Consider the following 25,845-nt stretch of genomic DNA (forward strand, 5'->3'; position numbering starts at 1 on the left):
GAACAATTATTACTCTTTATATAAGAGTAAAAATAATTCAGTTAACCCAAAATGAAAAAGTTACCAATGATAGTAGCGATTGTAGTAAGTATCTTTTCGGCGCAGGGTGTTGTAGCTCAGGATGAATTAGCTGTCCTAGAAGATGATCTCGGATTCCGAGAATACGAATATGAACAACAAGAATATACTGAAATCAATATTGTAGAATTGCCATTATCAATCCAAGAAGCAGCGGCTAGAGATTTTCGTGATTTAAGGATTGTTAAAGTATATATATCAAAAGATAATACGTACAAGATCGTCCTACAAGATGAGAATGACAGTATAAAAATTGTATTTGCAAGTACTAATGGCAAATGGATAAGGCCAAACAACAATAAATCTTAAATCTAGGGGTAGAAAAAGAATATCGTTTTGCAACCAAGGACGATATAAAGTTGTTTAGTGCTAAAAAAGAGGCTCAATCCCAAGGGTCTCTTTTTTTATGTTTTTATTCCAACTAAGATTTTTAAATCGTAATTTTATACAATGTAGCTTTCTAGTTACATAAATTTACCTAGATTTATTATAGTATAGGTTGACTATAAGCTGGTTGTTTGATAGTTGATGTCATTCTTGTGAAAACAGAAAGATGTCTAAGCAATAATAGTGTTTAGAAAAGATCCCTGTTTTGTATAGCAAAGAGAAATAGTACGATTATTTAATACTTAAGAAATTAAATAATGGGTTTCGATGTGAAAATCAAATACCTCTCATCGATTACATTAAATTATAAAATATGTCTAAAATACTTATCATTGAAGATGATGTGGCCTTTTGTACAATGTTAAAAACATTTTTGCAAAAGAAAGATTATGAGGTGTTTACAGCATTTTCGGGTAATGAAGCTATCCCGAAAATAAATAAAGAAACTTTTGATGTTGTACTAACAGATGTGAGATTGCCTGATATAGATGGGATTGCCATATTAGATGAAGTTCTAGAGAATAGCTCAGAAACTCAGGTTATTATCATGACAGGGTATGCAGAAGTGAATAAGGCAGTTAGCGCAATAAAACAAGGGGCTTTTGATTATGTTTCAAAACCATTTAATCCAGATGCGATACTTCAAACTATAGAAAAAGCATTAAAAAGCAATGCTACTACTGGCGTAGTGTCGAATAAACAAGAAGTAAACGGCACTCAAAATACATCAAAAAAAACAGCTGCTTCTTTTGTGAGAGGAGTAAGTGATGCCTCAAAAAAGCTAAATGAATACGTGGCGCTTGTTGCTCCAACCCGTATGTCTGTTTTGGTTATGGGAGATAGTGGTACAGGTAAAGAATATGTGGCAAGTAGTATTCATAAAGCGAGTAAACGTGCCGATAAGCCTTTTGTGGCTGTAGACTGTGGAGCAATACCTAAGGAAATTGCGTCTAGCGAGTTTTTTGGGCATATCAAAGGATCTTTTACAGGAGCTGTAAATGATAAAGTTGGTCATTTTGAAGCTGCAAACGGTGGAACTCTTTTTCTTGACGAAATAGGTAATTTGAGTTATGAATTACAGATTCAGTTGTTAAGAGCGCTTCAAGAACGTAAGATTAAACCTGTAGGGAGTAATAAAGAAATTGAAGTAGATATTAGGGTAATTGTAGCAACCAATGAAGATCTTAGTCATGCTGTAAAAGAAGGTGATTTTAGAGAAGATTTGTATCATAGATTGAATGAATTTTCAATCAAAGTTCCACCTTTGAGAGATAGAATAGAAGACTTAATGCTCTTTGCAAACCATTTTCTTGAGGAATCAAATATAGAATTAGAAAAACATGTTGTAGGTTTTGCTGATGAAGTACTAGAAGCTTTCAAAAAATATAATTGGCCAGGAAATCTAAGAGAATTAAAAAATATTGTAAAACGCTCCGTTCTTCTTTCGCAGGGAGATATGATTGTATTAAGTATTTTGCCTAATGATATAGCATATGCATCTCATAATTCAAAACAAACCTATAGTTTGTTTAAAAATCAAAATGAACAAGAATTAATTCTTGATGCTTTAGAAAAATCAAATGGAAATAAGGCTAAAGCAGCTAGAATGCTTTCTATTGATCGTAAAACACTATACAATAAATTAAAACAATACGATATTAGCCTTTAGTTTTCGATCTTTAATTTATCAATTAAGCCTTCGATTTTTTTGATGCTATCACTTGTTGTTTTTAGAATGACGTCTTTATTGAGATGGTATTTCTCAGGATGTTCTAATTTTTTAAGAATAGGCACAACCTCTTTTGCTTTGATCTGTTTAAACATAGGAAGCATTTTGTGAGCAATCTTTTTAATTTGAGAAATATCTTTTTTCTTCACTGCTTTTTTTAACTGATGGAGATTATCGATAGTACTTTCATAAAATGTATCAAGAATGGTATAAAGAGACTCAGAGTCACCATGAGCAAAGAGCATTAGGTCGTTAAGAGAATATTCCTCATCAGAGGAATCATTATTTGTTGTACTGTTATAGTCGTCTGCCAAGTTGATATTAATAACTATTGCGATAAGGTCAATTAACTCCTTGGGGGCATATGGTTTTTGTAAACTACCAGCAAACCCAGCTTTTTGATATTCTAGAAAAGAAGTGTCAGTTCTACCCGATAAAGCAATAACAGGTAAATTAGTGTGATTTGTATTACTTTTTATAGATTGTAAAAGTATAAACCCATCCATTTTTGGCATTTGTATATCAGTAAGTACAAGGTCATAAGAATTATCTTGTAATAGAGAAAGAGCCTCAACACCATTTTTGCATAAATCATAGGTTAATCCTGCCAGTGAGGCCACTTCACTAGTCAATGCTAATTGGCTTGGGTCATCATCAACAATCAATACTTTCTTATTTGTGAAATTCTGTATTTTTGTAATTTCTGGTTCCTCCTCTGGAGTTAATAAATCTGACCCTTTGAGAGGGATATAAAAGATAAATTCACTACCAATACCAGGGGTACTATGTAATTCGATTTTACCACGTAAGAGTTTGATTATTTTCTTGGTAATAGCAAGCCCTAATCCAAAACCACCATACCTTTTTTCGGTAGTATCATCACCTTGAGAAAACTCTTCAAAAATATGGTGCTGTTGCTCTTTTGTAATCCCGATTCCAGTATCTTTTACAGATATAACCAATTGTTTTTCAGATAAACCATTTTCTGTAGTTTTACTTTCAATAGTTATGGCCCCTTCATCAGTAAATTTATATGCATTATTTACCAGATTTGTTAGTACTTGTTTTATTCTGAACGGATCACCTAGATATTGTTTTTTTAATTGAGGATCTGTTATGATATTGATTTTTATATTTTTTTTATCATCAATAGGAATAACACCAGATATTGTATCTTCTATTAACTTTTTTGGGCAAAAAGGTAATTCTTCGATAATCATTTTTTCTGCTTCTAGTTTGGATAAATCAAGGAGATCATTTACTAGATGAAGAATGTAATCAGATGATTTTTTGAGATGCCCAAGATAATGTCTCTGCTTGTTATCTAGCCCTGTTCTTTCTAGTAAATCAGAATAACCAATAACCGTGTTTAGAGGAGATCGTAAATCATGGGTGACCGTATTAATCAAAGATTCTCGGGTTTTTAAAAGAGTTTCTGTATATGTTTTTTCCGCTTCAAGTTCATTCCTGTATTTTTGACTCTTTGATACGTCTTTGGTGATCAAAAAGAGAAATATAATAGCAATCAAAAAACTGATTGCAGCAATAATAAGAATGATATCAGAAGTATTGTTAAGTACTTGATTTGAAGCTTCAAGACGAGTTAGATATCTGTTTCTTTCATTTCGGTCTATAGCCGCAAGCAAATCTCTTAATTGTTTTGTGATGATCTGATCATTTTTAAGAAGATTATTCTCTTTTTGTGTGATCTCACGACGGTATTTTTTGTCTTTTTGTTCAAGTTCGGTAAGGACTTGCCTTACAGAAGTTGCGAGAGAATCAACAGTTTGATTTGTTAACCGTTTGGCATTATCCTTTTTGGTCAACTCTAAAATGTTGATTAGTTTCCTTCTGGTACGAGGATCATACTCTTTAAATCGAATGTTGTAATTGGTGTACCCGTCAAAACTTTTATTTACTTTTTTGAGTTCATCAATAGCAGTTTCATATAACCCTTTTTGTTTTCGTTGCTCATAAATTTTAATAAGAGCTTCGAGGTTTTTGTTTTTACTATCAATAAGATATTTAATACTATCAATTTTTCGAGTTTGTAGGGTGTCATAAGATATCTCAGAAACCTTATTGATTGTTTTAAGTATCGTATCTATTTTAGTTTTATAAGTAGCGAATTTCTTGACATCAGAAGTTTGGATAATATTTCTGGTTAAGCTTTCTGCCTCATATAGACCAGTTATAGCTTCTCCTACAAGAAAGAGTTTTTCGTTGTTTTGGTTTTTGATTTCTGCAATTTGAGTATAGTTATTCAACTGTTGGCGAATTACCCAAAAAGTAGTGACAGCAAGTACTCCAGCCAAAAGATAGCCTGCTATAATTTTGAAAGTAACCGATCTTTTTGTATTCTTCATGATCCCTTTATAACTTCAAAAAACTAGAAGCATTGTTTTACAATAAATAAAGTTACAATAAATCAATAAAACATATTACTTTTGCGCAGAAATCTCAAAGGGGTGCTTTTCTTAGTTTTGAGGTAAGAGTATGTGTATACACATTTTTCAACTCTTTACTTTTTACGATGAATGGCTGAGATCATACCCAATGAACCTGGGCGGATAATGCTGCCAAGGGACCGCTAGACCATGATTTTATAAATGGTAAGCAACATAAAATTGGAAAGTTTTTTTTTAAAACATTTTAAATAACTATTTTTAAAACTGAATAATAACCCCTTTTATTCGTATAGAATGTTTACGAATGAAAAATATATTATTTTATCTCGCAATTTTCTTATTGAGCGTAAATCTAATAGCTCAGGAAAAACAAATAGATTCAATTCAATCTGAAATTGAAAAATTAGATGAGGTTTTAGTAAAATCAGTACGCGTAGAAGCAGATTCTCCTGTTACTCATTCTAATGTATCAAAAGAAGAACTTGCAACGCGTAATCTTGGTCAGGATGTTCCATTTTTATTAAATTATCTCCCTTCTGTAGTTTCAACATCAGATGCAGGAGCAGGAATAGGATATACCTCTATTAGAGTCAGGGGTAGTGATGCATCAAGAGTCAATATAACTTTAAACGGTATTCCATATAATGATGCAGAGAGTCAAGGTATTTTTTGGGTGAATTTGCAAGATTTTGCCTCTTCTATAGAAAGTCTTCAATTACAACGAGGCGTTGGAACCTCTACCAATGGATCAGGAGCATTTGGAGCAAGTGTAAATATACTTACAGATGCGGTTTCAGAAATTGCCAATGCAGAAATATCAAATTCATTTGGATCATTTGCAACAAGAAGACATAATGTAAAATTTAGTACAGGGTTAATCAATAACAATATTGAAATTGCAGGGCGTTTATCAGCTATTGCTTCTGATGGGTATGTAGACCGCGCTTCTTCTGATTTGAAATCTTATTTTTTGCAGGGAGCTTATGTAGGTAATAACACACTGGTAAAAGCAATTACCTTTGGAGGCCATGAAGTAACATATCAAGCATGGGACGGAATAGATGAAAAAACATTAAAAGAAAATAGAACATTTAACCCTGTAGGAGAATATACAGATGAAAACGGAGAAACACGTTTTTATGATAATGAAGTAGATGATTATAAACAAGATCATTATCAGTTACATTGGAATCAGAAATATAATAAAAACTGGTCTACAAATCTAAGTTTGAACTATACCTATGGAAGAGGTTTTTTTGAACAATACAAAGAAGATCAAGATTTTGCAGACTATGATTTTACTCCTGTTATAAGTAGTGTAGATACAATCAATACAACAGATTTGGTACGTCGTAAATGGTTAGATAATGATTATTATGTAATTAATGCATCTGCCAATTATAAAAATGATCAAGTAGATATAGATTTTGGAGGATTTTATAGCCTCTATGATGGAGATCATTTTGGAGAAGTAATATGGGCTCAAAATGGTGGAGGTTCTGAATTAAGAGATCAATACTATTTTGGAAATGGAAAGAAAGATGAAATTACCTTTTTTGGTAAAACTACTTATAGAGTTAATGAAAAATGGAGTGCCTTTTTGGATCTTCAAGGGCGTTTTGTAAGTTATGAGTCAACAGGTCAAACTTCTGATCGTATTCCTCTGGAAGTTGATAAAAGTTATGAGTTTTTTAATCCCAAATTAGGAGCAACATATCAATTTAATGACTCGAATCATATGTATGTGTCATATGCCAGAGCAAATAGAGAGCCCAGAAGAAGTGATTTTGAAAAAGGAATAGATACTGAAGAAAGATTGAATGATATAGAATTAGGGTGGAGATTGGCAAAAAATAAGATAGAAGTTAATACCAACGTGTACTATATGTGGTATAGAGATCAATTAGTGCTTACAGGAGCCCTAGACGATGTAGGTAATCCGATTAGAGAGACAAGTGGAGAAAGCTATCGTTTGGGGATCGAAATTGATGCAAACATTACTCTTTCTGATAAGTTTGCCATCAAGCCTAATATTGCATTAAGTACCAATAAGAATAGAGATTTTGTTACTTCAAAGAATGGAAGTTTAATCAACCTTGGAGATACAAACCTATCTTACTCTCCAAATATTGTAGCAGGTAATATGATTGTTTATAGCCCTTTAAAAAACCTTCAATTAGGGTTTCTCTCTAAGTATGTTGGAGAACAATATATGGGTAATATAGATAGTGAAAACTCTAAGTTAGATGGATTCTTTGTAAATGACTTGAACATTGTTTATGAAATCAAAAACATCCCAGTATTCAAGTCAATAGTATTAACAGGATTGGTAAATAATATCTTTGATGCAACCTATGAATCCAATGGGTATTTTTACACCTATGATGATCGAGATGAAGATACTGGAGCAGTAACAACTAATGAAGGTACAGGGTTTTATCCACAAGCAGGAATTAACTTTTTGCTGGGAGCAACATTAAAATTTTAATAAAAACTCAAGCTTAAAAGTAATTTTAAGCTTGAGTTTCATTACTTTTACAACATAAGCTTTAGGGGTGGATTTGCGATGCGAATTCTGAGAAAAACCCTTTGAACCTGACACGGTTAGTACCGGCGAAGGGAAAAGTTAATTTCACATATATAGATACGATGTCTATTTATGTGAATTTTCTTCTTCAAAATAGGTAAATACTGCCTAAAGTTTATGGAATTAATTTTTTAAGAAATGACCATAAACATTAATAATAAACAACAATCTATTTCAGAAAATAGCTCAATATCTATCGTGTTAGAACAATTAAATATTGTGACCAAGGGGATAGCAATAGCGGTTAATAATGAGATCATTGCAAAAGAAAATTGGAGTAAGACCCATTTGCAACAAGAAGATCAGGTAACCATTATAAAAGCTACTCAAGGAGGATAAAGATTAGTTTGTATGCTTTGCATTAGAATTTGTTATGAAGTTTAAATTTGATACAACATAGCATTGTTGCTATGTTTTAAAACAGTTTGAGCTGTAATACATCTTTTAATGAACAAAGTAGGTTTGTAATAAAAAAATGGCATATGCCAGATAGCTACTAAATACATATATCAAAACGTTATAAAATGAAGAAAAAAGATACCGCTCCGCAAGAAAAAGTGATTTCTACCAAGCCGTTTCCTAATTCTAAAAAAATCTATGTGCTAGGAGAAATTCATCCACAAATTAACGTTGCTATGCGCGAAATTTCTTTGGATGATACCACAGATAGTTTTACAGGGAAAAAGATACCAAATCCACCCGTAACGGTATATGATACTAGTGGCCCCTATACCGACCCATCAAAAGAAATCAATGTACATGATGGTATCGAACCTATACGAGAACAATGGATTTTGGATCGTGGAGATGTAGATGAATTAAGTAGTTTTTCTTCAGAATACTGTAACGAAAGATTAAATGATTCTAGTTTAGATCACTTACGATTTAATCATTTACGTAAGCCTAAACGTGCAAAAAAAGGGAAGAATGTTTCGCAAATGTATTATGCTAAGCAAGGAATCATTACCCCAGAGATGGAGTATATTGCCATTCGTGAGAATCAAAAGCTGCAAGAAGTAAAACAATTGTCTAAACAGCACCCAGGACAAGATTTTGGAGCGAGTATTCCAGAAGTTATTACACCAGAATTTGTAAGAGAAGAAGTAGCTAGAGGTCGTGCTGTAATACCATCTAATATCAATCATCCAGAAAGTGAGCCTATGATTATAGGAAGAAACTTCTTGGTAAAAATCAATGCCAATATAGGTAACTCTGCAACAACATCAAGCATCGAAGAAGAAGTAGAAAAAGCGGTATGGGCATGTCGTTGGGGAGCAGATAATATTATGGACCTTTCTACAGGAAAAAATATTCACGAAACTCGAGAATGGATTATACGTAATTCACCAGTACCTATAGGAACGGTACCTATATACCAAGCCTTAGAAAAAGTAAACGGTAAAGCAGAAGATTTAACCTGGGAAATTTTTAAAGACACATTGATTGAGCAGGCAGAACAAGGAGTGGATTATTTTACAATCCACGCAGGAGTGCGATTGGCTTACGTACCAATGACTGCCAAAAGAATTACAGGGATTGTTTCTCGTGGAGGGTCAATTATGGCAAAATGGTGTTTGGCACATCACAAAGAAAGTTTCCTGTATACACATTTTGAAGAAATCTGCGAGATATTAAAAGTCTATGATGTAGCTTTTTCTTTAGGAGATGGTTTACGCCCAGGATGTATTGCAGATGCTAATGATGAAGCACAATTTGCAGAATTAGAAACCCTAGGTGAGTTGACAAAAATTGCATGGAAACATGATGTGCAAACTTTTATAGAAGGACCAGGGCATGTACCTATGCATATGATCAAAGCTAATATGGATAAGCAGTTAGAGGCTTGCGGAGAAGCTCCTTTTTATACATTAGGGCCATTAACCACTGATATTGCGCCAGGATATGATCATATTACCTCAGGAATTGGAGCAGCTATGATTGGTTGGTTTGGTACTGCAATGTTATGCTATGTAACTCCTAAAGAACATTTGGGATTACCGAATAAAGAAGATGTACGTACAGGAGTGATTACCTATAAATTGGCAGCACATGCAGCTGATTTGGCCAAAGGGCATCCAGGATCACAACATAGAGATGATGCATTGAGTAAGGCACGTTTTGAATTTCGTTGGGAAGATCAATTTAATTTATCTCTCGACCCTGAATTAGCAAGAGAATACCATGATGAAACCCTACCAGCAGAAGGAGCAAAAATTGCACACTTTTGTAGTATGTGTGGACCTAAGTTTTGCTCAATGAAAATATCTCAGGAAGTAAGAGAATATGCAGCAAAAAAAGAATTAGATAGTCAAAAAGTATTTGAAACAGGTATGAAGGAAAAAGCGGAAGAATTTAAAGACAAAGGAAGCGAAGTATACCTGTAAGTAAACTATATGTATAGAAGAGTGAAGTTGTGAAATATACTATGAACTTATTTAAGGTTTTTTAATTTGCTAAAAAATTGCTGTTTTCAGCGCTATTTTCGTCTTTTTTTCTTCCGTAGCGATGCTATGCAACTCAAAAAGGACTTCAAGAGAACTAAAAACTTCTAATTTTCGCTTAAATCCAAAAATCTTAAATGAATTCTATATCGATGTTTTGAAAAAAAAATCACAACTTCCCCTTTACTCACTAAGTGAGATTTTAATGCTCCGAAGCTTGCTTCAAAATCAAAGGTTCGTTTTAAACGAATACTTTGTGGGTTTACTTCGAGGCCAGTTTATTTAATTTTCTAAATCAAAAATGATGCTAATTGTACTTACTTCAGAAAGAGAAATAGAGAAAGAAGCTAATTATATCAATGAGTTATTCAAGAATGGATTAGAAATAATACACTTGCGTAAACCTACTTTGAATATAGAAGGTTATAGAACATTACTCCATAAGGTAGAAGCTAAATATTATAATCGAATAATGCTACATCAATACCATGAGTTGTATCACGAGTTTAATTTGAGAGGAATTCATATTCAAGAACAATCACGACTGGATTTAGGAGATAATCTTCAAGAATACATCCTTGATTATCAAAGTAAAGGGGCGAGAATAAGTAGTTCTTTTCATACCAAAGAAGATATTAAAAATTGTCAAGTTGATTTTGAATACGTTTTGCTTAGTCCCGTATTTAGCTCAATCTCTAAAGCTGGGTATAAAGGAAAAGGGTTTGATGTTACAGATATGAACAAGTTTGTAGTAGGAATGGGGGGAATTAATAAAGATACATTACAAGCAACATTTGATTTGGGATATTCAGGTGTAGGCGTTCTGGGTGGTGTGTGGAATTTTGAAAACCCAATACGTAGTTTTGTAGAAATAAAAGAAAAATTAAATTAATATCTATGAGAATATTAATGATAGTAGTAGCGGTAATGTCAATAAATTTTGTTCACGCCCAAGATAAAAAGGTTGAGAAAGATTCTACAGTTGTCCATGAGTTGACAATCAATAAAGATAGCTTTGGATCCTACCCCGCAGTAATACTTGATATAGATACCCATACGTTAATAAAGTTAAATGCAGGAGCAACAGAAGAAGAAGTTTTTAAAAGTATCAAAGTAAAGAATGGCTTTTTTATAGAACCAAGTGATCCTGAATTTGCTTCAATTAGTACGGATGGACCTGATGTAAATCCAAGATTAATAGTGCATGAATCAAATAGTCTAGAAATTACTTTAGAAGAGGTTGAAAAGTTGGATGTCGTCAGTTCACGATTAAGAAGAGAGAGTATTAAAACTGGAGTGTTGTTTATTGTCAAAACGTATAAAGGGATATTTTATAAGTTTCAGATTGTTTTATTTGATACAGAAACAAAGGAAATAAAATTAAGGTATGAAAAAATTGAATAAGAATGTAGCAATTTTAAAACTGTAGATATAATAGTATGATAAAACGTCCATACATACTTACTATTGCGGGTTTTGATCCATCAAATGGAGCAGGACTTACCGCAGATATCAAAACTTTTGAAGCACTCAAAGGATATGGGTTGGCAGTTTGTACTGCAAATACAGTTCAGAATGATGTAGAGTTCAAAGAATGTCATTGGGTAGATATAGCAGTAATCAAAAATCAAATAGACATATTGTTTGATCGTTTTGTGATTGATGTGGTCAAAATCGGAATTGTTGAAAACTGGAAGGTGCTAAATGAAATTATAGATGTTTTATTAGAAAAAAATAAAAATGTTAGGATTGTTTTGGATCCAGTATTAAAATCAAGTTCAGAATTTGAGTTTCATTCCTTAGGTTCAGAGAATAATAACGCTAACAAAATAGTTGAAGAAATAACAAAAAAAATCTATTTATTGACGCCTAATTATCATGAAATAGAAAAGCTATACACAGATAAAACGATTGAAGAAACAGTAGAACACATTAGTGATAAGTGTAATCTGTTTCTCAAAGGAGGACATAGAGATAAGGATATAGGAAAAGATGAGTTGTTTACCATCAATAGGAAATATTTTGTGTTGAATCCTAAAGGAAAAAATATAGCTGAAAAACATGGGAGTGGTTGTGTGCTGTCATCAGCAATTGCAATGTATCTGGCGCAAGGTTTTTCTTTGTTGCAATCATGTTTCAGAGCAAAGAGATATACCGAAAAAGTATTGAGTTCTAATACTAGCTTGTTAGGATATCATAGAGTTTAGAAAGTAAATAAATAAAAAAGGGTGGTAAAAGTAATTTACAACTCTATAAATAATAAAATAAATGATTGAGTTTCAATATATATCACAAGGAGAAACGCCTCAAGAGCATCTATATAATATAGAAGAAGTTTGCAAAAATGGAGGCAAATGGATACAGTTACGTATCAAGAATGAAGAAAGGATTACACATCTTAAAACAGCAATGCGATGTAGAGATATCTGTGATCAATATGGAGCAATCATGGTTGTCAATGATAGTATAAGTGTGGCCAAAGTAGCTATGGCAGATGGAGTGCATTTAGGACTTAATGATACATCACCAGAAGAAGCCAGAAAAATCTTAGGAGATAATTTTATTATTGGGGGTACAGCTAATACGATAGAAGATTGTATACAACAGATTCGTGCAGGAGTTGATTATATAGGTTTAGGTCCCTATAAATATACAAATACTAAAAAGAATCTAAGTCCAGTACTAGGGCTAGAAGGTTACAAAAATATTATAGAAGAACTGCATGGTAAAAATATAGAAATACCTGTCGTTGCAATAGGAGGGATTACAGAGGCAGATATCCCTGATCTCATAAAAACAAAGGTTACAGGAGTTGCAGTCTCAGGAATGTTAACTCGTCAAGAAAATCTTGAACAAAAGATTAAAAATATAAAAAAGAATATCCCTCAACGATTGGTTAATAATAGTTTTAAATAAAATGGATAAACTAAAAATTGCAGACAAAGAGTTTTCGTCACGTTTGTTTACAGGAACAGGAAAATTTAGCTCCTCTCAATTGATGAGAGATGCATTGCTTGTATCAGAAAGTGAATTAATTACAGTAGCATTAAAACGAGTTGATGTAGATAATGAAAAAGATGATATATTAAACCATTTGACTCATTCTAGAATTAGTTTGCTACCTAATACATCAGGAGTACGTGATGCCAAAGAAGCAATTTTTGCTGCGCAGTTAGCAAGAGAAGCACTAGAGACCAATTGGGTAAAATTAGAAATTCATCCAGATCCAAAATATTTATTACCTGATCCCATAGAGACATTAAAAGCGGCAGAAGAATTAGTGAAAAAAGGATTTGTAGTAATGCCTTATATCCATGCAGACCCAGTTTTGTGCAAACGATTAGAAGAAGTAGGAGTGCAATGTGTAATGCCATTGGGAGCACCTATAGGAAGTAATAAAGGGTTAAAAACACTAGAGTTTTTAGAGATTATAATAGACCAAAGTAATGTTCCTGTAATTGTAGATGCAGGAATTGGGAGCCCTTCGCATGCAGCGCATGCTATGGAAATTGGGGCAGATGCAGTATTGGTAAATACAGCTATTGCAGTATCTCAACAGCCTATAGTGATGGCACAAGCTTTTAAAATGGCTGTAGAAGCAGGTCGAATGGCTTATAATGCAAAATTAGCCCCAGTAAAACAACATGCAGAAGCAAGCAGTCCGCTTACAAGTTTTCTTTCAGAAAAATAGATAGCGTATAAGCTTAATAGGTAAAAAAGTATAATGAAATCTTTCAAAAATATATTTGAGCAATACGATTGGGATGAAGTGCTATCTGGTATTTATTCTAAAACAGAAACCGATGTTGTTCATGCGCTTTCCAAGCCCAAAAGAGACCTTGAGGATTTTAAAGCGTTAATTTCGCCAGTTGCAAAGCCATATTTAGAGCAAATGGCACAGATGAGTAGTCGTATTACCAAAAAGAGATTTGGAAATACGATTCAAATGTATGCTCCTATGTACTTGAGTAATGAGTGTCAGAATATTTGTACGTATTGTGGTTTTAGTATGACCAATAAAATTCCTAGAAGAACATTAACCGATCAAGAGATTTTAAAAGAAGTACGTTTTTTAAAATCAAAAGGATATGATCACATCCTTTTGGTTACAGGAGAAGCCAATAGAACCGTAGGAGTTGATTATATTAATAATGCAATACAATTAATTCAATCAGAATTTGCTAATATTACCATAGAAGTGCAGCCCCTACAACAACAAGAATATGAAACTTTGATTGATAGTGGTTTATACGCAGTATTAGTATATCAAGAAACGTATCATAAAGAAGAGTATAAAAAACATCACCCAAAAGGAAGGAAATCTAATTTTGATTATCGATTAGAAACCCCAGATCGATTGGGTAAAGCAGGAATTCATAAAATTGGATTAGGGGCTTTATTCGGATTAGAAGATTGGAGGGCAGATAGTTTTTTTACAGCATTGCACCTACATTATTTGCAAAAAGAATATTGGAAAACAAAATACTCGATATCGTTCCCTAGGCTTAGACCACACAGTGGAGGATTGGAACCGAAAGTAGAAATGAAAGATGCAGATTTGGTACAATTGATATGTGCTTTTCGTTTGTTGGATGAAGATGTAGAATTATCAATGTCTACAAGAGAAAGCGAAGTATTTAGAGAAAATATTGTGAATCTTGGGGTTACTTCAATAAGTGCAGAATCCAAAACTAATCCAGGAGGGTATGCAGTAGCACCACAATCCCTAGAACAGTTTGAGATTTCTGACGAGCGTTCTACAGAAGAGGTCGTACAAATGCTTAAAAATAGGGGGTTAGAAGTTGTTTGGAAGGATTGGGCTTATAATTGGCAGTAATAATGATATCTTTACAGATGTAAACCTCGAAAAGATAAGAAATGTATCAATGTTATGCGCAAGCAATGAAAAACCAATATCAAAATTTAAAATGAGTGGAATTGAAAACTATTTGGGATTTTTATTAGCTGGAATTATTATGAATATGACTCCAGGGGCGGATTCAATCTACATAATTACTCGTAGCATTGCTCAAGGAAAAAAAGCTGGAATATACTCTGTACTCGGAATCGGAAGTGGAGCAATAATTCATATCGTACTCGCAGCATTTGGATTATCAGTAATATTAGCTAAATCAATACTACTTTTTAATATAGTAAAATGGACAGGAGCTGCTTATCTGATTTATTTAGGAATTAGAATGCTTATTGATAAATCCAACTTGTTTAATAATGAAAAAACTGAATTTGAGAAAGTTGATTTGTGGAAAATATATCGCCAAGGATTTCTGACTAATGTACTAAATCCAAAAGTTGCAATTTTTTTTCTTTCTCTATTACCTCAATTCATTAAACCTGAATACGTAAATAATTCTATTCCTTTTCTAATTTTAGGAGGAACATTTTTATTCACAGGGACAATTTGGTGTTTGTTTTTAGCTTACTTTGCCTCTTTTATGACGGATACTTTGAGAAGTAATGACCGAATAGGAAAAATAATGAAAAAAGTAAGTGGATATGTGTTTATTGGATTAGGGCTTCAGCTTTTATTTAGAAAAAACTGACAAAAAACCCAGCAAGCATACACACCATATATAGCAAATAAGGAGATTAATGTTTAATTGAAAGAGTTTGGTACTATCTGTAAGTAATGTCGCCAAATGTTTTGATTTGGCTTGTGACTAAACGGAATATAATCACTTATTTTCTGCCCAACTTACTATATATTAAACAATATAAACATATTGATGTAAAATTGATTGTTTCTTAATTCTGTCCAGTTTTTTAAGTTGATAATGAAAAGAATAAATATTTTTTTTAATAGAACTTTGCGATGTGCAGTAATGCTTTTGTTCCTACTAGCCTTGTTTTGTAGTCTCCCTGTATATGCACAACAAGATTGTGATATAAAAACAGGAAAACAACAAAATGAATGGTTGGTCAAAGTTAATTTGGATTCATCGATCATGCTCAAAGATTCTTTAAACATATTTTTACAAACATTTAAGTTTAATAATTACAGAGATAAAGGGGTAACAAAAGCAAGAGCAGACTTACAGTTGTCAAAAGGTAATAAGTGTGGCGAAATATGGGTTGCTATACATGGAGTAAATGGTAAAAAAGAAGAAACAGCAACCATTTCATTTTGGGAAAAATATAAATTTCAACTCAAAAGTTTTGACTATAATTCTGTAATTATTCTTGTTTCTAAAAAAGTAGATTAATTAGTGATAAACAAGGTGTTTCCGTTCCTACGTATGTTGTATCGTCGTAATCCAAATTGACCTGTCCCTGTTCCTGAAGTTTTTTGCCCTGTAACTATATTATAGCTATTCCCGTCCTTACAATTACAAGTAGAAGTAAGTCCATCGATTTTTTGAGTAGAACAAGAGCTAGGAGAATGGTTGGGATCACTCAACTCAAAGGCTGCATATTGAGTATTGTTAATATTATAAATAATGATTCCTTTAATACTCCCGTTTTCTGAGTAATCTATAATGCGACCATCTGGAAATTTAAGAGGATTGAATTGAGGTAAATTCAAATTAATTTGATAATTAATACTAGAAGGAGGCAGGAATTGATTATTATCTCTGTTGTCATCACTACTACAGGATACAATAAAAAAAGTGCTAATTATAAATAGAATTTTTTTCATCTTATTATGTTTATTATCTGTTAGAGATAATATTAGTCTTTACTAGTTTTTATACGTTATTTTATTACGTAATTAATGTGCGGGCAAATTACGTAAATTTGAGGTCTTCCGTAAATTTTTTGTTATCTTTGAATAACAAATCCCATTCTTATGGGATTTTTTGTATTTATATAAACGATGAAGTTATGAGCAAAGTATCTTATTATACTGCAGAGGGGCTAAAAAAATTAAGAGACGAAGTAGGTCAACTTAAGGATATAGAGCGCCCTAAAGCTTCTCAGGCAATAGCTGAGGCACGTGATAAAGGCGATTTAAGTGAAAATGCCGAATATGATGCCGCCAAAGAGGCGCAAGGATTGTTAGAAATGAGAATTTCTAAATTAGAAGAAACCCTTGCAAACGCTCGCTTAATAGACGAATCTCAATTAGATATGTCTAAAGCGCTTATACATTCTACTGTAAAGATCAAGAACCAAACAAATGGTGCAGAAATGACCTATAAACTGGTAGCGCAAAGTGAGGCAGATCTAAAAACAGGGAAAATATCAGTAGACTCTCCTATCGGAAAAGGTTTATTGGGTAAAAGTGTAGGTGAAATAGCAGAAATACAAGTACCTAATGGTATTATGAAATTTGATGTAGTAGAGATTACCAGAGAATAATAGAAGTAATTTCTTGCAAATGTAAAAAAGCCTTTTTTATTTTTTAAAAAAGGCTTTTTTATGAGATAAAATTAGGTATAAATAAAGTATATTTCGGAACCGTAACCCAACTAAAATTTAATTAATGTCTACCTTATTTACCAAAATCATAAAAGGTGAGATCCCCTCCTACAGGATTGCCGAAGATGATAAACATTATGCCTTTTTGGATATCAATCCAAATGCAAAAGGACATACACTATGTATTCCTAAAAAAGAAGAAGATAAAATTTTTGACCTAGAAGAAGATGAGTATTTGGAGTTAATGCGATTTTCTCATAAAATAGCTAAGGCTTTAGAGAAAACAGTTTCTTGTAAGCGTGTAGGAATTGCCGTTGTAGGTCTAGAAGTACCTCATGTACATGTACATCTTATTCCAATAAACGAAATGAAAGAAATGACTTTTCAGCATAAAGTTTCTATGTCAGATGTAGATTTTAAAAAACTGGCAGAAGAAATTCAATCTAATTTATAGGTATATGCAGGAATCGGATTTTAAATTATCATTAAAACTTCGAATTGATTGGAGTGAGATGGATACCTATCAACATGTGAATAATGTGAATTTCATGAAATACATGCAAAGTGCACGAGTTCAATTTTGGGAGGTAACAGGATTAGCAAAACTATATGCCGAAACTAAAAAAGGACCTATGCTGGTATCTACTCATTGTGATTTTAAGAATCCACTTTTTTTCCCAGGAAATGTATTGATACAAACCAAAGTAGCGTTTATCAAAAACTCTAGCTTTGGTTTGTATCATGAATTATATAATGATGAAGGAGTGTTATGTGCAGAAGGTCATGATGTAGCTGTTTGTTTTGATTTTAATACCAATGCCACTTTTGTAATTACAGATGAATTGAGACAGGTTATGAAGCAATACTAATCTTTAGATATTCATACCAAGTAGATGAGGTTGAAAAAAGTAAAGATAGCCTACGATTACTATACCTAGTATCAATAGAAGTAATAAGTAGAATAGTTTTGTAAATCGCAATGATCCAGATGATTGAGTGATTGTTTTTTTGTGGTAATCATATACTCTTTCTATATCGATAGTCCATTGGCCAGGGAAGATTTCGTTTTCACATTTTTTACAATTGATACTTTCAACAATGTTACTTTTGGTTTTGACCAAAAACTTCGAGGATACTCTTTTTTGTTTAAAAGAAAGTATCATACCGTCTGTAGAATAACACTCGGGGCAATTGTTGGTAAGAGGTGCTTCTTTTAATGTAATATATTCGGTTTTCACAGTACATAGATTTAGTTCAATAGAAATTGTATAACGTTGCGAAAAAAATATTGTTATATCAAATTATCAAAATTGAAGTATAACATAAAAGTGATGATTTTAAGTGTAAGTTTGTGTAAATTTTTCTTAGAACAAGAATAGATCTATTAAATAGTAGCCTCATTTTTGCGAAGTGTAATCTGAAAAGTGGTACCTATACCAATTTCAGATCGAAGTACTTTGATTTTGCCCAAATGATATTCTTCTATAATTCTTTTGGATAGAGATAACCCTAATCCCCATCCTCGACTTTTGGAGGTGTATCCTGGTTCAAAAATTTTGGTAAACTTTCCTTTAGGAATACCTTTTCCTGTATCTTTTATTCTGATAAATACTCTTTTTGCATCATCAACAAGATCAATTTGTAAATCTCCTTTACCTCTCATAGCATCAATAGCATTTTTAACCAAATTTTCAATTGTCCAACTATACAGTTGAGAATTTAAAGAAACGTAAATTGGTTTTTCTGGTAGGTTTAGCGAAAAATTAATTAGTTTAGAACTTCTAGATTGAAGGTATGTATATGCATTTCTCGTTTCTTCTACAATATCAACTTCTTCAAGATTAGGAATAGAACCAATTTTAGAAAAACGCTCAGTAATAACCTTTAATCTTTCGATATCCTTTTCTATTTCGATAATATATTCAGGGTTTACATTTTCTGTTTTAAGAATTTCGTTCCACCCTACTAATGATGATAAAGGAGTACCTATTTGATGAGCAGTTTCTTTTGCCATACCTGCCCATAGTTTATTTTGCTCACTAGCCTTAGAGGTGGTAAAGAAAAAGTAAATAACCCCTATGAGCAAAAATATGATGATTGCAATGGTGATCGGGTAATACTTTAGTTTGTTCAAAATATCAGAATTACCATAATAGATGTATTGAACAGTACCTTTGAGGTCAAGTTCAATAGGTGCATTTTCTGATTTTAATGTGTGTAAATAAGATTTAAGGTTTTCTTCATTTTTCATCACAGTTTGTGATAAATTTTGAAAATAACTAGGATCAGGGTTTTCCAAAGAATCCCTTACAAAGTCACCAGCAGAATCTGTAATAATAATAGGAATAGATTTATTGGTAGCTCCTATAATAATGGATAATTCTAGATAATCATCAGATTGTTCGCTGTTTAATGCTTTTTGTGATTGAGCCCAAATTTGAATCTTGGTTCGTTCATCATCTTTAAGTCTTTGTATGAATAATGAAGTGTTCCATAAAACCAATCCAGTTATTACCAGAACCGCGATGATAATAAAATAGCTCGAAAAATTACGCTCATCAGAAAAATTCATATAGCCTTATTAATTTAAGCTTAAATATAACCGTTTTAAAACGATTTTATTGCTTATAAAATAGATAACTAAAACCTATATCTACAATAGTCACGAAGCCAAAGTTTGATTATCTTTGTCAGATTATAAAATAAATGTATGATTACAATTGATCCATCTCAGGTTACTACAGGAAAATTACACGGTTTAATGCTTGGAGCAATTGGTCCTAGACCCATAGCTTTTGCTAGTACGATAGATGATAATGGTACTGCAAATTTATCTCCGTTTAGTTTTTTTAATGTATTTAGTGCAAATCCACCAATTCTTATTTTTTCACCAGCAAGAAGAGTAAGAGATAATACAACAAAACATACATTGGATAATGCGGTATCTACCAAAGAAGTAGTGATCAATGTTGTAAATTATGATATTGTTCAGCAAATGTCATTATCAAGTACAGAGTATCCAGAAGGAGTTAATGAGTTTGTAAAATCGGGACTCACAATGGTACCCTCAGAAAAAGTAAAGGCATATCGAGTAGGAGAGGCTCCTGTACAATTTGAGTGCAAAGTCAATGAGGTTGTTCCTATGGGGCAAGAAGGAGGGGCAGGTAACTTGGTTATTTGCGAGGTGCTTCTTATGCATATCAATGAAGATGTAATGGATGAAAATAATAGAATAGATCAACACAAGATAGATTTGGTTGCTCGTATGGGTGGTAATTGGTATACTCGTGCGAATATGGGAATGTTTGAAGTGCCTAAGCCTTTAAGTACTATGGGTATTGGAGTAGATGTATTGCCTGAAGAGGTCAAAGCAAGTACTATTTTTACAGGAAACGATTTGGGAAAATTGGGAAATGTTGAGGTAATTCCTGAAAAAGTCAAGGCTTTAGAGTTTGTTAATAACCATATGGATATTAAGAGTAAAATTCAGCAGGCTAACCTGATAGAAATTCATAAATTTGCAAAACAGTATCTGGATAAAGATGACATAGATACTGCATGGAATATTTTAGCAGCAAAATAATAATTCAATAAGATGGAAGTACAAGGTAAAGTAAAGATGATCGGTGATACTCAAACCTTTGGAAGCAATGGTTTTAGAAAGAGAGAGATTGTGGTAACAACAGAAGAGCAATATCCACAACATATCATGGTAGAGTTTGTTCAGGATAAATGTGATTTATTAAACCCTTTTCAGGTAGGTCATGATGTAAAGATTAGTATTAATTTACGTGGTCGAGAATGGGTGAATCCACAAGGGGAGACCAAGTATTTTAATTCTATACAAGGATGGAGAATTGAGAGCTTACAAGCTGTAGCCCAAAATGCTCCTGCCCCTACGGCACCACCAGCAGATAATTTTGAGCCTGCATCAGATTTCTCAAAAGAAGAACATGATGATTTGCCATTCTAAGCAATAGGCTTTTTGATACAATATTTTTGATAAAAAGAAAAAAGTCCGATATCTTCATATCGGACTTTTTATTATTATGGTATTAGGTCAACCTTTTAATAAAATTCAAAAAAGCAATGATGAACAAAATTTGTCTTAAAAGGCCTTACACAAATATTGCGATTTTTTTGATGAATTCAAACAACTAATTGATATTTAATATTATATGTTTGTTTGTAAATAGAAGATATTTTGTACATTCTTACTAATACAATAGAGTTTCCGCCTGTTACTTGCGCAGATAGTGATGGGTTATTAGCGATAGGAGGAGATCTTTCTGTCGATAGGTTGTTAAAGGCATATCACCAAGGAATTTTTCCGTGGTATAATGAGGATCAACCAATATTGTGGTTTAGCCCTGATCCCAGAATGGTACTGTTTCCAACAGAGCTTAAAGTGAGTAAAAGTATGCGACAACTGATTAGAAAAAATCGGTTTGAAGTAACTTTTAATAAAGATTTTGAGAATGTTATCGATAATTGTGCAAAAATCTCACGACCAGAACAAGAAGGGAGTTGGATTACAGGGGATATGAAACAAGCATATACAAAATTACATGAGTTAGGGCATGCGATATCTGTTGAAGTTTGGGACGAATCAAAATTAGTAGGAGGTTTATATGGAGTTTTACTAAATGACGTAAACGTCTTTTGTGGAGAAAGTATGTTCTCTAAAGTAAGTAATGCTTCTAAATATGGTTTTATAGCTTTGGTAGAATGGCTGAAGGAAAAAGAAATAAAAATAATAGATTGTCAGGTGTATACAGAGCATTTGGCTAGTTTAGGAGGTAAAGAAATCCCTAGAGAAGAATTCTTGAGCTATTTGTAATTATTAATATGCGTTTGGTTTTTGGCGCTTAGAAAAACAGTATAAATAATGAATGTTCACAATTTAGGAATAGGAAATTCAGTTTTAAACCAATTTGTATCAGAACTTAGAGATATAGAGATACAGAAAGATGCTATGCGTTTTAGGAAGAATATAGAACGTATAGGTGAAATCTTAAGCTATGAGCTTAGTAAAACGTTAAACTATACTACAAAAAAGGTAACTACGCCTCTAGGTATTAAAGAGGTGTCAGTACCAGACGATAAGATTGTATTGTGTTCGATTCTTAGAGCAGGATTGCCTTTGCATCAGGGAGTGTTGAATTATTTTGATCATGTAGAAAATGCATTTATTTCAGCATATAGAAAACATCAAGATGACAATGATGATTTTGATATTGTGGTTAATTATCTAGCATCTCCTTCAATACAGGATAAAATTTTAATTCTTGTAGATCCTATGTTGGCAACAGGAAATACTCTGGAAGTTACTTTTGAGGCAATAAAAAAATATGGAACCCCTAAACAAATACATATTGTTTCTGTAATTGGTTCAGAGCAAGGAGTTGCTTATGTTGATAATGCATTTCCTCCTAATACTCAGTTATGGATTGCAGCAGTTGATGAACAATTGAATAGTAAAAGTTATATAGTTCCTGGTTTAGGAGATGCAGGTGATTTGGCTTTTGGATCAAAGTTGTAAGCCTTGACTTTTTATCTCAAATTATACTTCATTATGTCTAAAACAACCTGTTTCATGGTCATTTACCATACCGATAGCTTGCATAAATGCATAGATTACAGTAGAACCAACAAATTTAAAACCTCGTTTTTTTAGGTCTTTACTTATTTTGTCAGACATTTCTGTTGTAGCGGGACTGTCTTTATAATTGCTCCAATTATTTTGAATAGGTTCTCCGTTTACAAAGCCCCAGATATATGCATCAAAACTGCCAAACTCTTTCTGGATTTTAATAAAATTCTGGGCATTACTTATTGCAGAATTTACTTTGAGTTTATTGCGAATGATTCCAGCATTTTGTAGTAATTCTTCTTTTTTTGTATCGGTATATTTAGCAACGGTTTTATAGTCAAAATTATCAAAAGCAATTCTAAAATTTTCTCGTTTACGCAAAATGGTAATCCAGCTTAACCCTGCTTGAAAGGTTTCTAGTACAAGAAATTCAAATAAAAGGCGTTCGTCATGAAGTGGTACACCCCATTCTGTATCATGATAAGATTCATACAAAGAATCACCAACACACCAGCCACATTTGTGTTTTTGCATATTTTGATTTTCAGCGATTAAAACTCCTAAAATATAATTTTTTTAAAATAAAACAGAACAATTGGGCAGTAGCTTTTTAACTCTTTCCTTTTCTATATCAGAAAATTGATTACCTGATAAGTGCACAACCTTTAATTTTTTTAGGCTTTTTATAGACTCTGGAACAGAAGAAAGTTTATTGCTGTCAAGATATAATTGTTGCAAGCTTTTGAGTTTGTTTATCGATTCTGGTAGCTTGGTAATCTTGTTGTAGGATAAGGATAAGGTTTCTAGATTTTTTAGTTTCTCTATAGATTTAGGTAGCTTCTGTAGGTGGTTGCCTATCAAGTACAATTTCTGTAAGTTTTTGAATTCACCAATAGATTCAGGTAGTTCTGTTATTTCAGAATCAGAGAGATAGAGGATGTCTACGTTTTTTTTATTCAACAATGCTTTTTGTAAAGAGTAATAACTGTTTTCAAAATTAATATCACAGTTAGGTAATAGTTGTTTGCTTTTTTCTTTCTCACTTTTGGATAGCCTATTTCCTGATATATTCAGATCTCTTAAATTGGTTAGACCTTCTATAGTTTTTGGTAATTTACTTATTTTGTTAGAGTTTAGGTACAAGAGTTTTAGCTTCGCGAGTCCTCCTATAGTTTCTGGGATTTCACTCAGTTTATTTTGCTTACAAAGCAACCATTCTAGATTTTTAAGCTTACCTATAGACTCTGGTAATTCATCAAGCTCATTACCAGATAGATTAATAGCTTCAATATTTTCTAGATTTCCAAATGTAATGGGGAGTTCAGGAATTTTGTTTTTTTCTAATAAAAGTTCTTGTAAATTGGTTAAACTGCCAAAATTATTAGGTAAACCTATAAGTTGATTTTGTCTAAGATCTAATTTTTTTAATTGACTTAGATTGCCAAAAGACTCTGGTAATTCTTCAATTTTATTTCCTTTAAGGAAAAGCCATCCCAAGTTTTTTAGGTTCCCGATAGAATTTGGGAGCGATTCAATTTTATTTCCTGACAAGAACAAAACTTCTATAGTTTCTAGAGTACAGAATGATTGAGGCAGAGAGGTGAGCTTATTCTGTTTTAGGTTTAGCGTTTGTAGCTCTTTGAGCTTATCAATAGATTCGGGTAATTTATTTATTTTATTACCTTCTAGATTTAGGTATTGTAATTTTGTTAATTGTAAAATTGATTGAGGAAACTTGGCGAGATTGGTATTGTTCAGGTCTAGTTTATAGACTTGCTCTTTGTTGATTAAAGCTTCTTCTAGAGAGGTGTATATTTTGTTTTCTTGCGCTGTGGCACTTATGTACCCTGCTAATAATGTGATTATAGTAATTATTCTTTTCATGCATTTAAAATTTTCTTTCAGAAAACCTTTTTGATGTGATACATACAGATGTGTGATGGTTAAAAAAAAGAGATATTTCCCATATGTAAAGTTATTGTTTAAATCTCTTACATGAGGAGTGTACATCATATTTTTTTAAATAGTAGTATCAAAGATAATCGAGATACAAAGATGTAAAGTATATGTCATTAAAAGTACACTGATACTAGTGTATCTTGATTCGCCGTTTTCAGGGTGTGGATACTTCGGTTCGTTTTGTGCCAGTAATTTCGGAGTTATGATGCCAGTGATTTCGGATCAAACTGTGCCAATTATTACGTTTTGATTTGTGCCATTTGATTTTGGAGAGCATTAAAACGGTTCGTTTTGTGCCACAGTTCGATTCAGTTCACTGGTCACTTTGAGAGATCAAGTAATTACCTTATCGCGCTAAAAAAAGCGATATGGCCAACACCCTTGATCCAATGGACTTAAAACAAATACTTACCCTTCACCTAGATGGTGTCAGTAACCGTAAAATAGGAGGTTTCCTTAGTATCTCTCGCAATACTGTAAATACATACATTGGTTTATTTAAGGGCAGCAATTATACTTTTAAAGAATTGCTATCCTTTGATAATGCTGCCTTAGAATCACTTTTTTCTTCCCATACCACTATTGACAATGCTCGGTATGATGAGCTTATGCACTATTTTGAGGGGATGAACAAAGCCCGGAATCATCCAGGTTTTACTTTTCTATATCATTACGGGGAATATAGTCAAAGGGCCAAAGAGCCGTATGGGTACACCCAATTTATGGAGCATTATCGTCGTAAATACGCAAAGATCAAAGGTTCGATGAAACTCGAGCATGAAGCTGGAAAAGAAATGTTCATTGATTATGCAGGTAAGAAACTACATATTGTGGATAAACAAACAGGAGAAATCATTCCAGTTGAAGTATTTGTAGCGATCCTTCCCAATAGCCAGTATACCTATGTGGAAGCATGCAGGAGCCAAAAGCGGGAAGATTTGATTGGTTGCTGTGACAATGCCTTACATTTTTATGGAGGTGTTCCCAAAGCTATTGTATCCGATAATCTTAAATCCGCAGTAACAAGATCTAGTAAATATGAAGCACAGATCAACCGTAGCTTTAAAGATTTTGCACGCCATTATAACTGTATAATCAATCCAGCACGAGGGTATTCTCCACAGGATAAGGCTTTAGTAGAGAATGCAGTCCACCTAGCCTACCAGCGTATCTATTACCCATTGCGTGAGATGACTTTTTTCTCTTTAGAGGATTTAAACAAGGAGATACAACAATTATTAGAGCGCTATAACAATTTACTATTCAAAAGAAAAGAAGCTAGTCGT

General features: G+C 32.8%; 27 protein-coding genes and 1 riboswitch. Of the genes, 21 read left to right on the forward strand and 6 right to left on the reverse strand.

Annotated features, from left to right (window positions below; all coding sequences use genetic code 11):
- Window positions 1–51 precede the first annotated feature (51 nt).
- Window positions 52–387, forward strand: coding sequence for a hypothetical protein (locus CVD18_RS09620; protein ID WP_103865228.1), 336 nt, complete (start codon window positions 52–54; stop codon window positions 385–387).
- Between the two features lie 391 nt (window positions 388–778).
- Window positions 779–2,134 (forward strand): sigma-54 dependent transcriptional regulator, encoded by a 1,356-nt coding sequence (locus CVD18_RS09625; RefSeq protein WP_103865229.1) that lies wholly within the window; start codon window positions 779–781, stop codon window positions 2,132–2,134.
- On the opposite strand, the gene CVD18_RS09630 is transcribed toward CVD18_RS09625, so the two are convergent.
- Entirely contained in the window at window positions 2,131–4,560 is a 2,430-nt protein-coding gene (locus CVD18_RS09630; RefSeq protein WP_103865230.1) for an ATP-binding protein, read from the reverse strand. The two genes, CVD18_RS09625 and CVD18_RS09630, sit on opposite strands and share 4 nt — an antisense overlap.
- Before the next feature lie 346 nt (window positions 4,561–4,906).
- On the opposite strand from CVD18_RS09630, the gene CVD18_RS09635 reads away from it, so the two are divergent.
- The 11 genes from CVD18_RS09635 (at window position 4,907) to CVD18_RS09685 (ending at window position 15,851) form a co-directional block, all read left to right on the forward strand.
- A complete protein-coding gene (locus CVD18_RS09635) occupies window positions 4,907–7,090 on the forward strand; it encodes a TonB-dependent receptor (RefSeq protein ID WP_103865231.1) in 2,184 nt (727 codons plus the stop codon).
- Window positions 7,091–7,143: 53 nt separating this feature from the next.
- Window positions 7,144–7,241: riboswitch (TPP riboswitch) on the forward strand.
- Between the two features lie 86 nt (window positions 7,242–7,327).
- A complete protein-coding gene (gene thiS, locus CVD18_RS09640) occupies window positions 7,328–7,528 on the forward strand; it encodes a sulfur carrier protein ThiS (protein WP_103865232.1) in 201 nt (66 codons plus the stop codon).
- A 185-nt stretch (window positions 7,529–7,713) separates the two neighbouring features.
- Window positions 7,714–9,573, forward strand: a complete 1,860-nt coding sequence (gene thiC / locus CVD18_RS09645) for a phosphomethylpyrimidine synthase ThiC (protein WP_103865233.1) — start codon at window positions 7,714–7,716, stop codon at window positions 9,571–9,573.
- 358 nt (window positions 9,574–9,931) lie between these two features.
- A complete protein-coding gene (locus CVD18_RS09650; RefSeq protein WP_233194518.1) occupies window positions 9,932–10,522 on the forward strand; it encodes a thiamine phosphate synthase in 591 nt (196 codons plus the stop codon).
- 5 nt (window positions 10,523–10,527) lie between these two features.
- Entirely contained in the window at window positions 10,528–11,034 is a 507-nt protein-coding gene (locus CVD18_RS09655; protein WP_103865235.1) for a hypothetical protein, read from the forward strand.
- 35 nt (window positions 11,035–11,069) lie between these two features.
- Entirely contained in the window at window positions 11,070–11,837 is a 768-nt protein-coding gene (locus CVD18_RS09660; RefSeq protein WP_103865236.1) for a hydroxymethylpyrimidine/phosphomethylpyrimidine kinase, read from the forward strand.
- A gap of 61 nt (window positions 11,838–11,898) precedes the next feature.
- Window positions 11,899–12,546: a thiamine phosphate synthase gene (locus CVD18_RS09665; protein ID WP_103865237.1), complete on the forward strand. Its 648-nt coding sequence runs from the start codon at window positions 11,899–11,901 to the stop codon at window positions 12,544–12,546.
- Between the two features lies 1 nt (window position 12,547).
- On the forward strand, window positions 12,548–13,321 hold the full coding sequence (locus CVD18_RS09670; RefSeq protein ID WP_103865238.1) for a thiazole synthase: 774 nt from the start codon (window positions 12,548–12,550) through the stop codon (window positions 13,319–13,321).
- A 33-nt stretch (window positions 13,322–13,354) separates the two neighbouring features.
- The gene (gene thiH, locus CVD18_RS09675; RefSeq protein WP_103865239.1) at window positions 13,355–14,467 is read left to right on the forward strand and encodes a 2-iminoacetate synthase ThiH; all 1,113 of its coding nucleotides are present in this window, start codon (window positions 13,355–13,357) and stop codon (window positions 14,465–14,467) included.
- 91 nt (window positions 14,468–14,558) lie between these two features.
- Window positions 14,559–15,191, forward strand: a complete 633-nt coding sequence (locus CVD18_RS09680) for a LysE family translocator (RefSeq protein WP_103865254.1) — start codon at window positions 14,559–14,561, stop codon at window positions 15,189–15,191.
- Between the two features lie 231 nt (window positions 15,192–15,422).
- Entirely contained in the window at window positions 15,423–15,851 is a 429-nt protein-coding gene (locus CVD18_RS09685) for a hypothetical protein (protein ID WP_103865240.1), read from the forward strand.
- Here the strand turns inward: CVD18_RS09685 and CVD18_RS09690 are convergent.
- The gene (locus tag CVD18_RS09690) at window positions 15,848–16,285 is read right to left on the reverse strand and encodes a hypothetical protein (RefSeq protein WP_103865241.1); all 438 of its coding nucleotides are present in this window, start codon (window positions 16,283–16,285) and stop codon (window positions 15,848–15,850) included. The two genes, CVD18_RS09685 and CVD18_RS09690, sit on opposite strands and share 4 nt — an antisense overlap.
- A gap of 185 nt (window positions 16,286–16,470) precedes the next feature.
- On the opposite strand from CVD18_RS09690, the gene greA reads away from it, so the two are divergent.
- The 3 genes from greA (at window position 16,471) to CVD18_RS09705 (ending at window position 17,876) form a co-directional block, all read left to right on the forward strand.
- Window positions 16,471–16,947: a transcription elongation factor GreA gene (gene greA, locus CVD18_RS09695; protein WP_103865242.1), complete on the forward strand. Its 477-nt coding sequence runs from the start codon at window positions 16,471–16,473 to the stop codon at window positions 16,945–16,947.
- Window positions 16,948–17,071: 124 nt separating this feature from the next.
- A complete protein-coding gene (locus CVD18_RS09700; protein WP_103865243.1) occupies window positions 17,072–17,461 on the forward strand; it encodes an HIT family protein in 390 nt (129 codons plus the stop codon).
- Window positions 17,462–17,465: 4 nt separating this feature from the next.
- Window positions 17,466–17,876 carry a thioesterase family protein gene (locus tag CVD18_RS09705; RefSeq protein ID WP_103865244.1) on the forward strand — a complete coding sequence of 137 codons (411 nt, stop codon included), beginning with the start codon at window positions 17,466–17,468 and terminating at the stop codon, window positions 17,874–17,876.
- A gap of 3 nt (window positions 17,877–17,879) precedes the next feature.
- Here the strand turns inward: CVD18_RS09705 and CVD18_RS09710 are convergent, their stop codons facing one another.
- Both CVD18_RS09710 and CVD18_RS09715 read right to left on the reverse strand, forming a co-directional pair.
- Window positions 17,880–18,245: a hypothetical protein gene (locus CVD18_RS09710; RefSeq protein ID WP_103865245.1), complete on the reverse strand. Its 366-nt coding sequence runs from the start codon at window positions 18,243–18,245 to the stop codon at window positions 17,880–17,882.
- 146 nt (window positions 18,246–18,391) lie between these two features.
- Window positions 18,392–19,579, reverse strand: coding sequence for a HAMP domain-containing sensor histidine kinase (locus CVD18_RS09715; RefSeq protein ID WP_103865246.1), 1,188 nt, complete (start codon window positions 19,577–19,579; stop codon window positions 18,392–18,394).
- 138 nt (window positions 19,580–19,717) lie between these two features.
- Here CVD18_RS09715 and CVD18_RS09720 point away from each other — a divergent pair, with 138 nt between their 5' ends.
- The 4 genes from CVD18_RS09720 (at window position 19,718) to upp (ending at window position 22,549) form a co-directional block, all read left to right on the forward strand.
- On the forward strand, window positions 19,718–20,590 hold the full coding sequence (locus tag CVD18_RS09720; protein ID WP_103865247.1) for a flavin reductase family protein: 873 nt from the start codon (window positions 19,718–19,720) through the stop codon (window positions 20,588–20,590).
- Window positions 20,591–20,602: 12 nt separating this feature from the next.
- A complete protein-coding gene (locus CVD18_RS09725; protein ID WP_103865248.1) occupies window positions 20,603–20,980 on the forward strand; it encodes a DUF3127 domain-containing protein in 378 nt (125 codons plus the stop codon).
- 231 nt (window positions 20,981–21,211) lie between these two features.
- Complete coding sequence (gene aat, locus CVD18_RS09730) at window positions 21,212–21,847, forward strand: leucyl/phenylalanyl-tRNA--protein transferase (protein WP_103865249.1); 636 nt, start codon at window positions 21,212–21,214, stop codon at window positions 21,845–21,847.
- A gap of 48 nt (window positions 21,848–21,895) precedes the next feature.
- Window positions 21,896–22,549, forward strand: a complete 654-nt coding sequence (gene upp / locus CVD18_RS09735) for a uracil phosphoribosyltransferase (protein ID WP_103865250.1) — start codon at window positions 21,896–21,898, stop codon at window positions 22,547–22,549.
- 21 nt (window positions 22,550–22,570) lie between these two features.
- Here upp and CVD18_RS09740 read toward each other — a convergent pair whose 3' ends face one another.
- Complete coding sequence (locus CVD18_RS09740) at window positions 22,571–23,134, reverse strand: DNA-3-methyladenine glycosylase I (RefSeq protein ID WP_103865251.1); 564 nt, start codon at window positions 23,132–23,134, stop codon at window positions 22,571–22,573.
- 42 nt (window positions 23,135–23,176) lie between these two features.
- Window positions 23,177–24,484, reverse strand: a complete 1,308-nt coding sequence (locus CVD18_RS09745) for a leucine-rich repeat domain-containing protein (RefSeq protein WP_158250423.1) — start codon at window positions 24,482–24,484, stop codon at window positions 23,177–23,179.
- A 443-nt stretch (window positions 24,485–24,927) separates the two neighbouring features.
- On the opposite strand from CVD18_RS09745, the gene istA reads away from it, so the two are divergent.
- On the forward strand, window positions 24,928–25,845 hold a 918-nt coding region (istA, locus tag CVD18_RS09750), incomplete at its 3' end, for an IS21 family transposase (RefSeq protein ID WP_146052747.1).

It is taken from the genome of Aquimarina sp. I32.4 (genome assembly GCF_002924285.1).
In the GTDB taxonomy this organism is placed as follows: domain Bacteria; phylum Bacteroidota; class Bacteroidia; order Flavobacteriales; family Flavobacteriaceae; genus Aquimarina.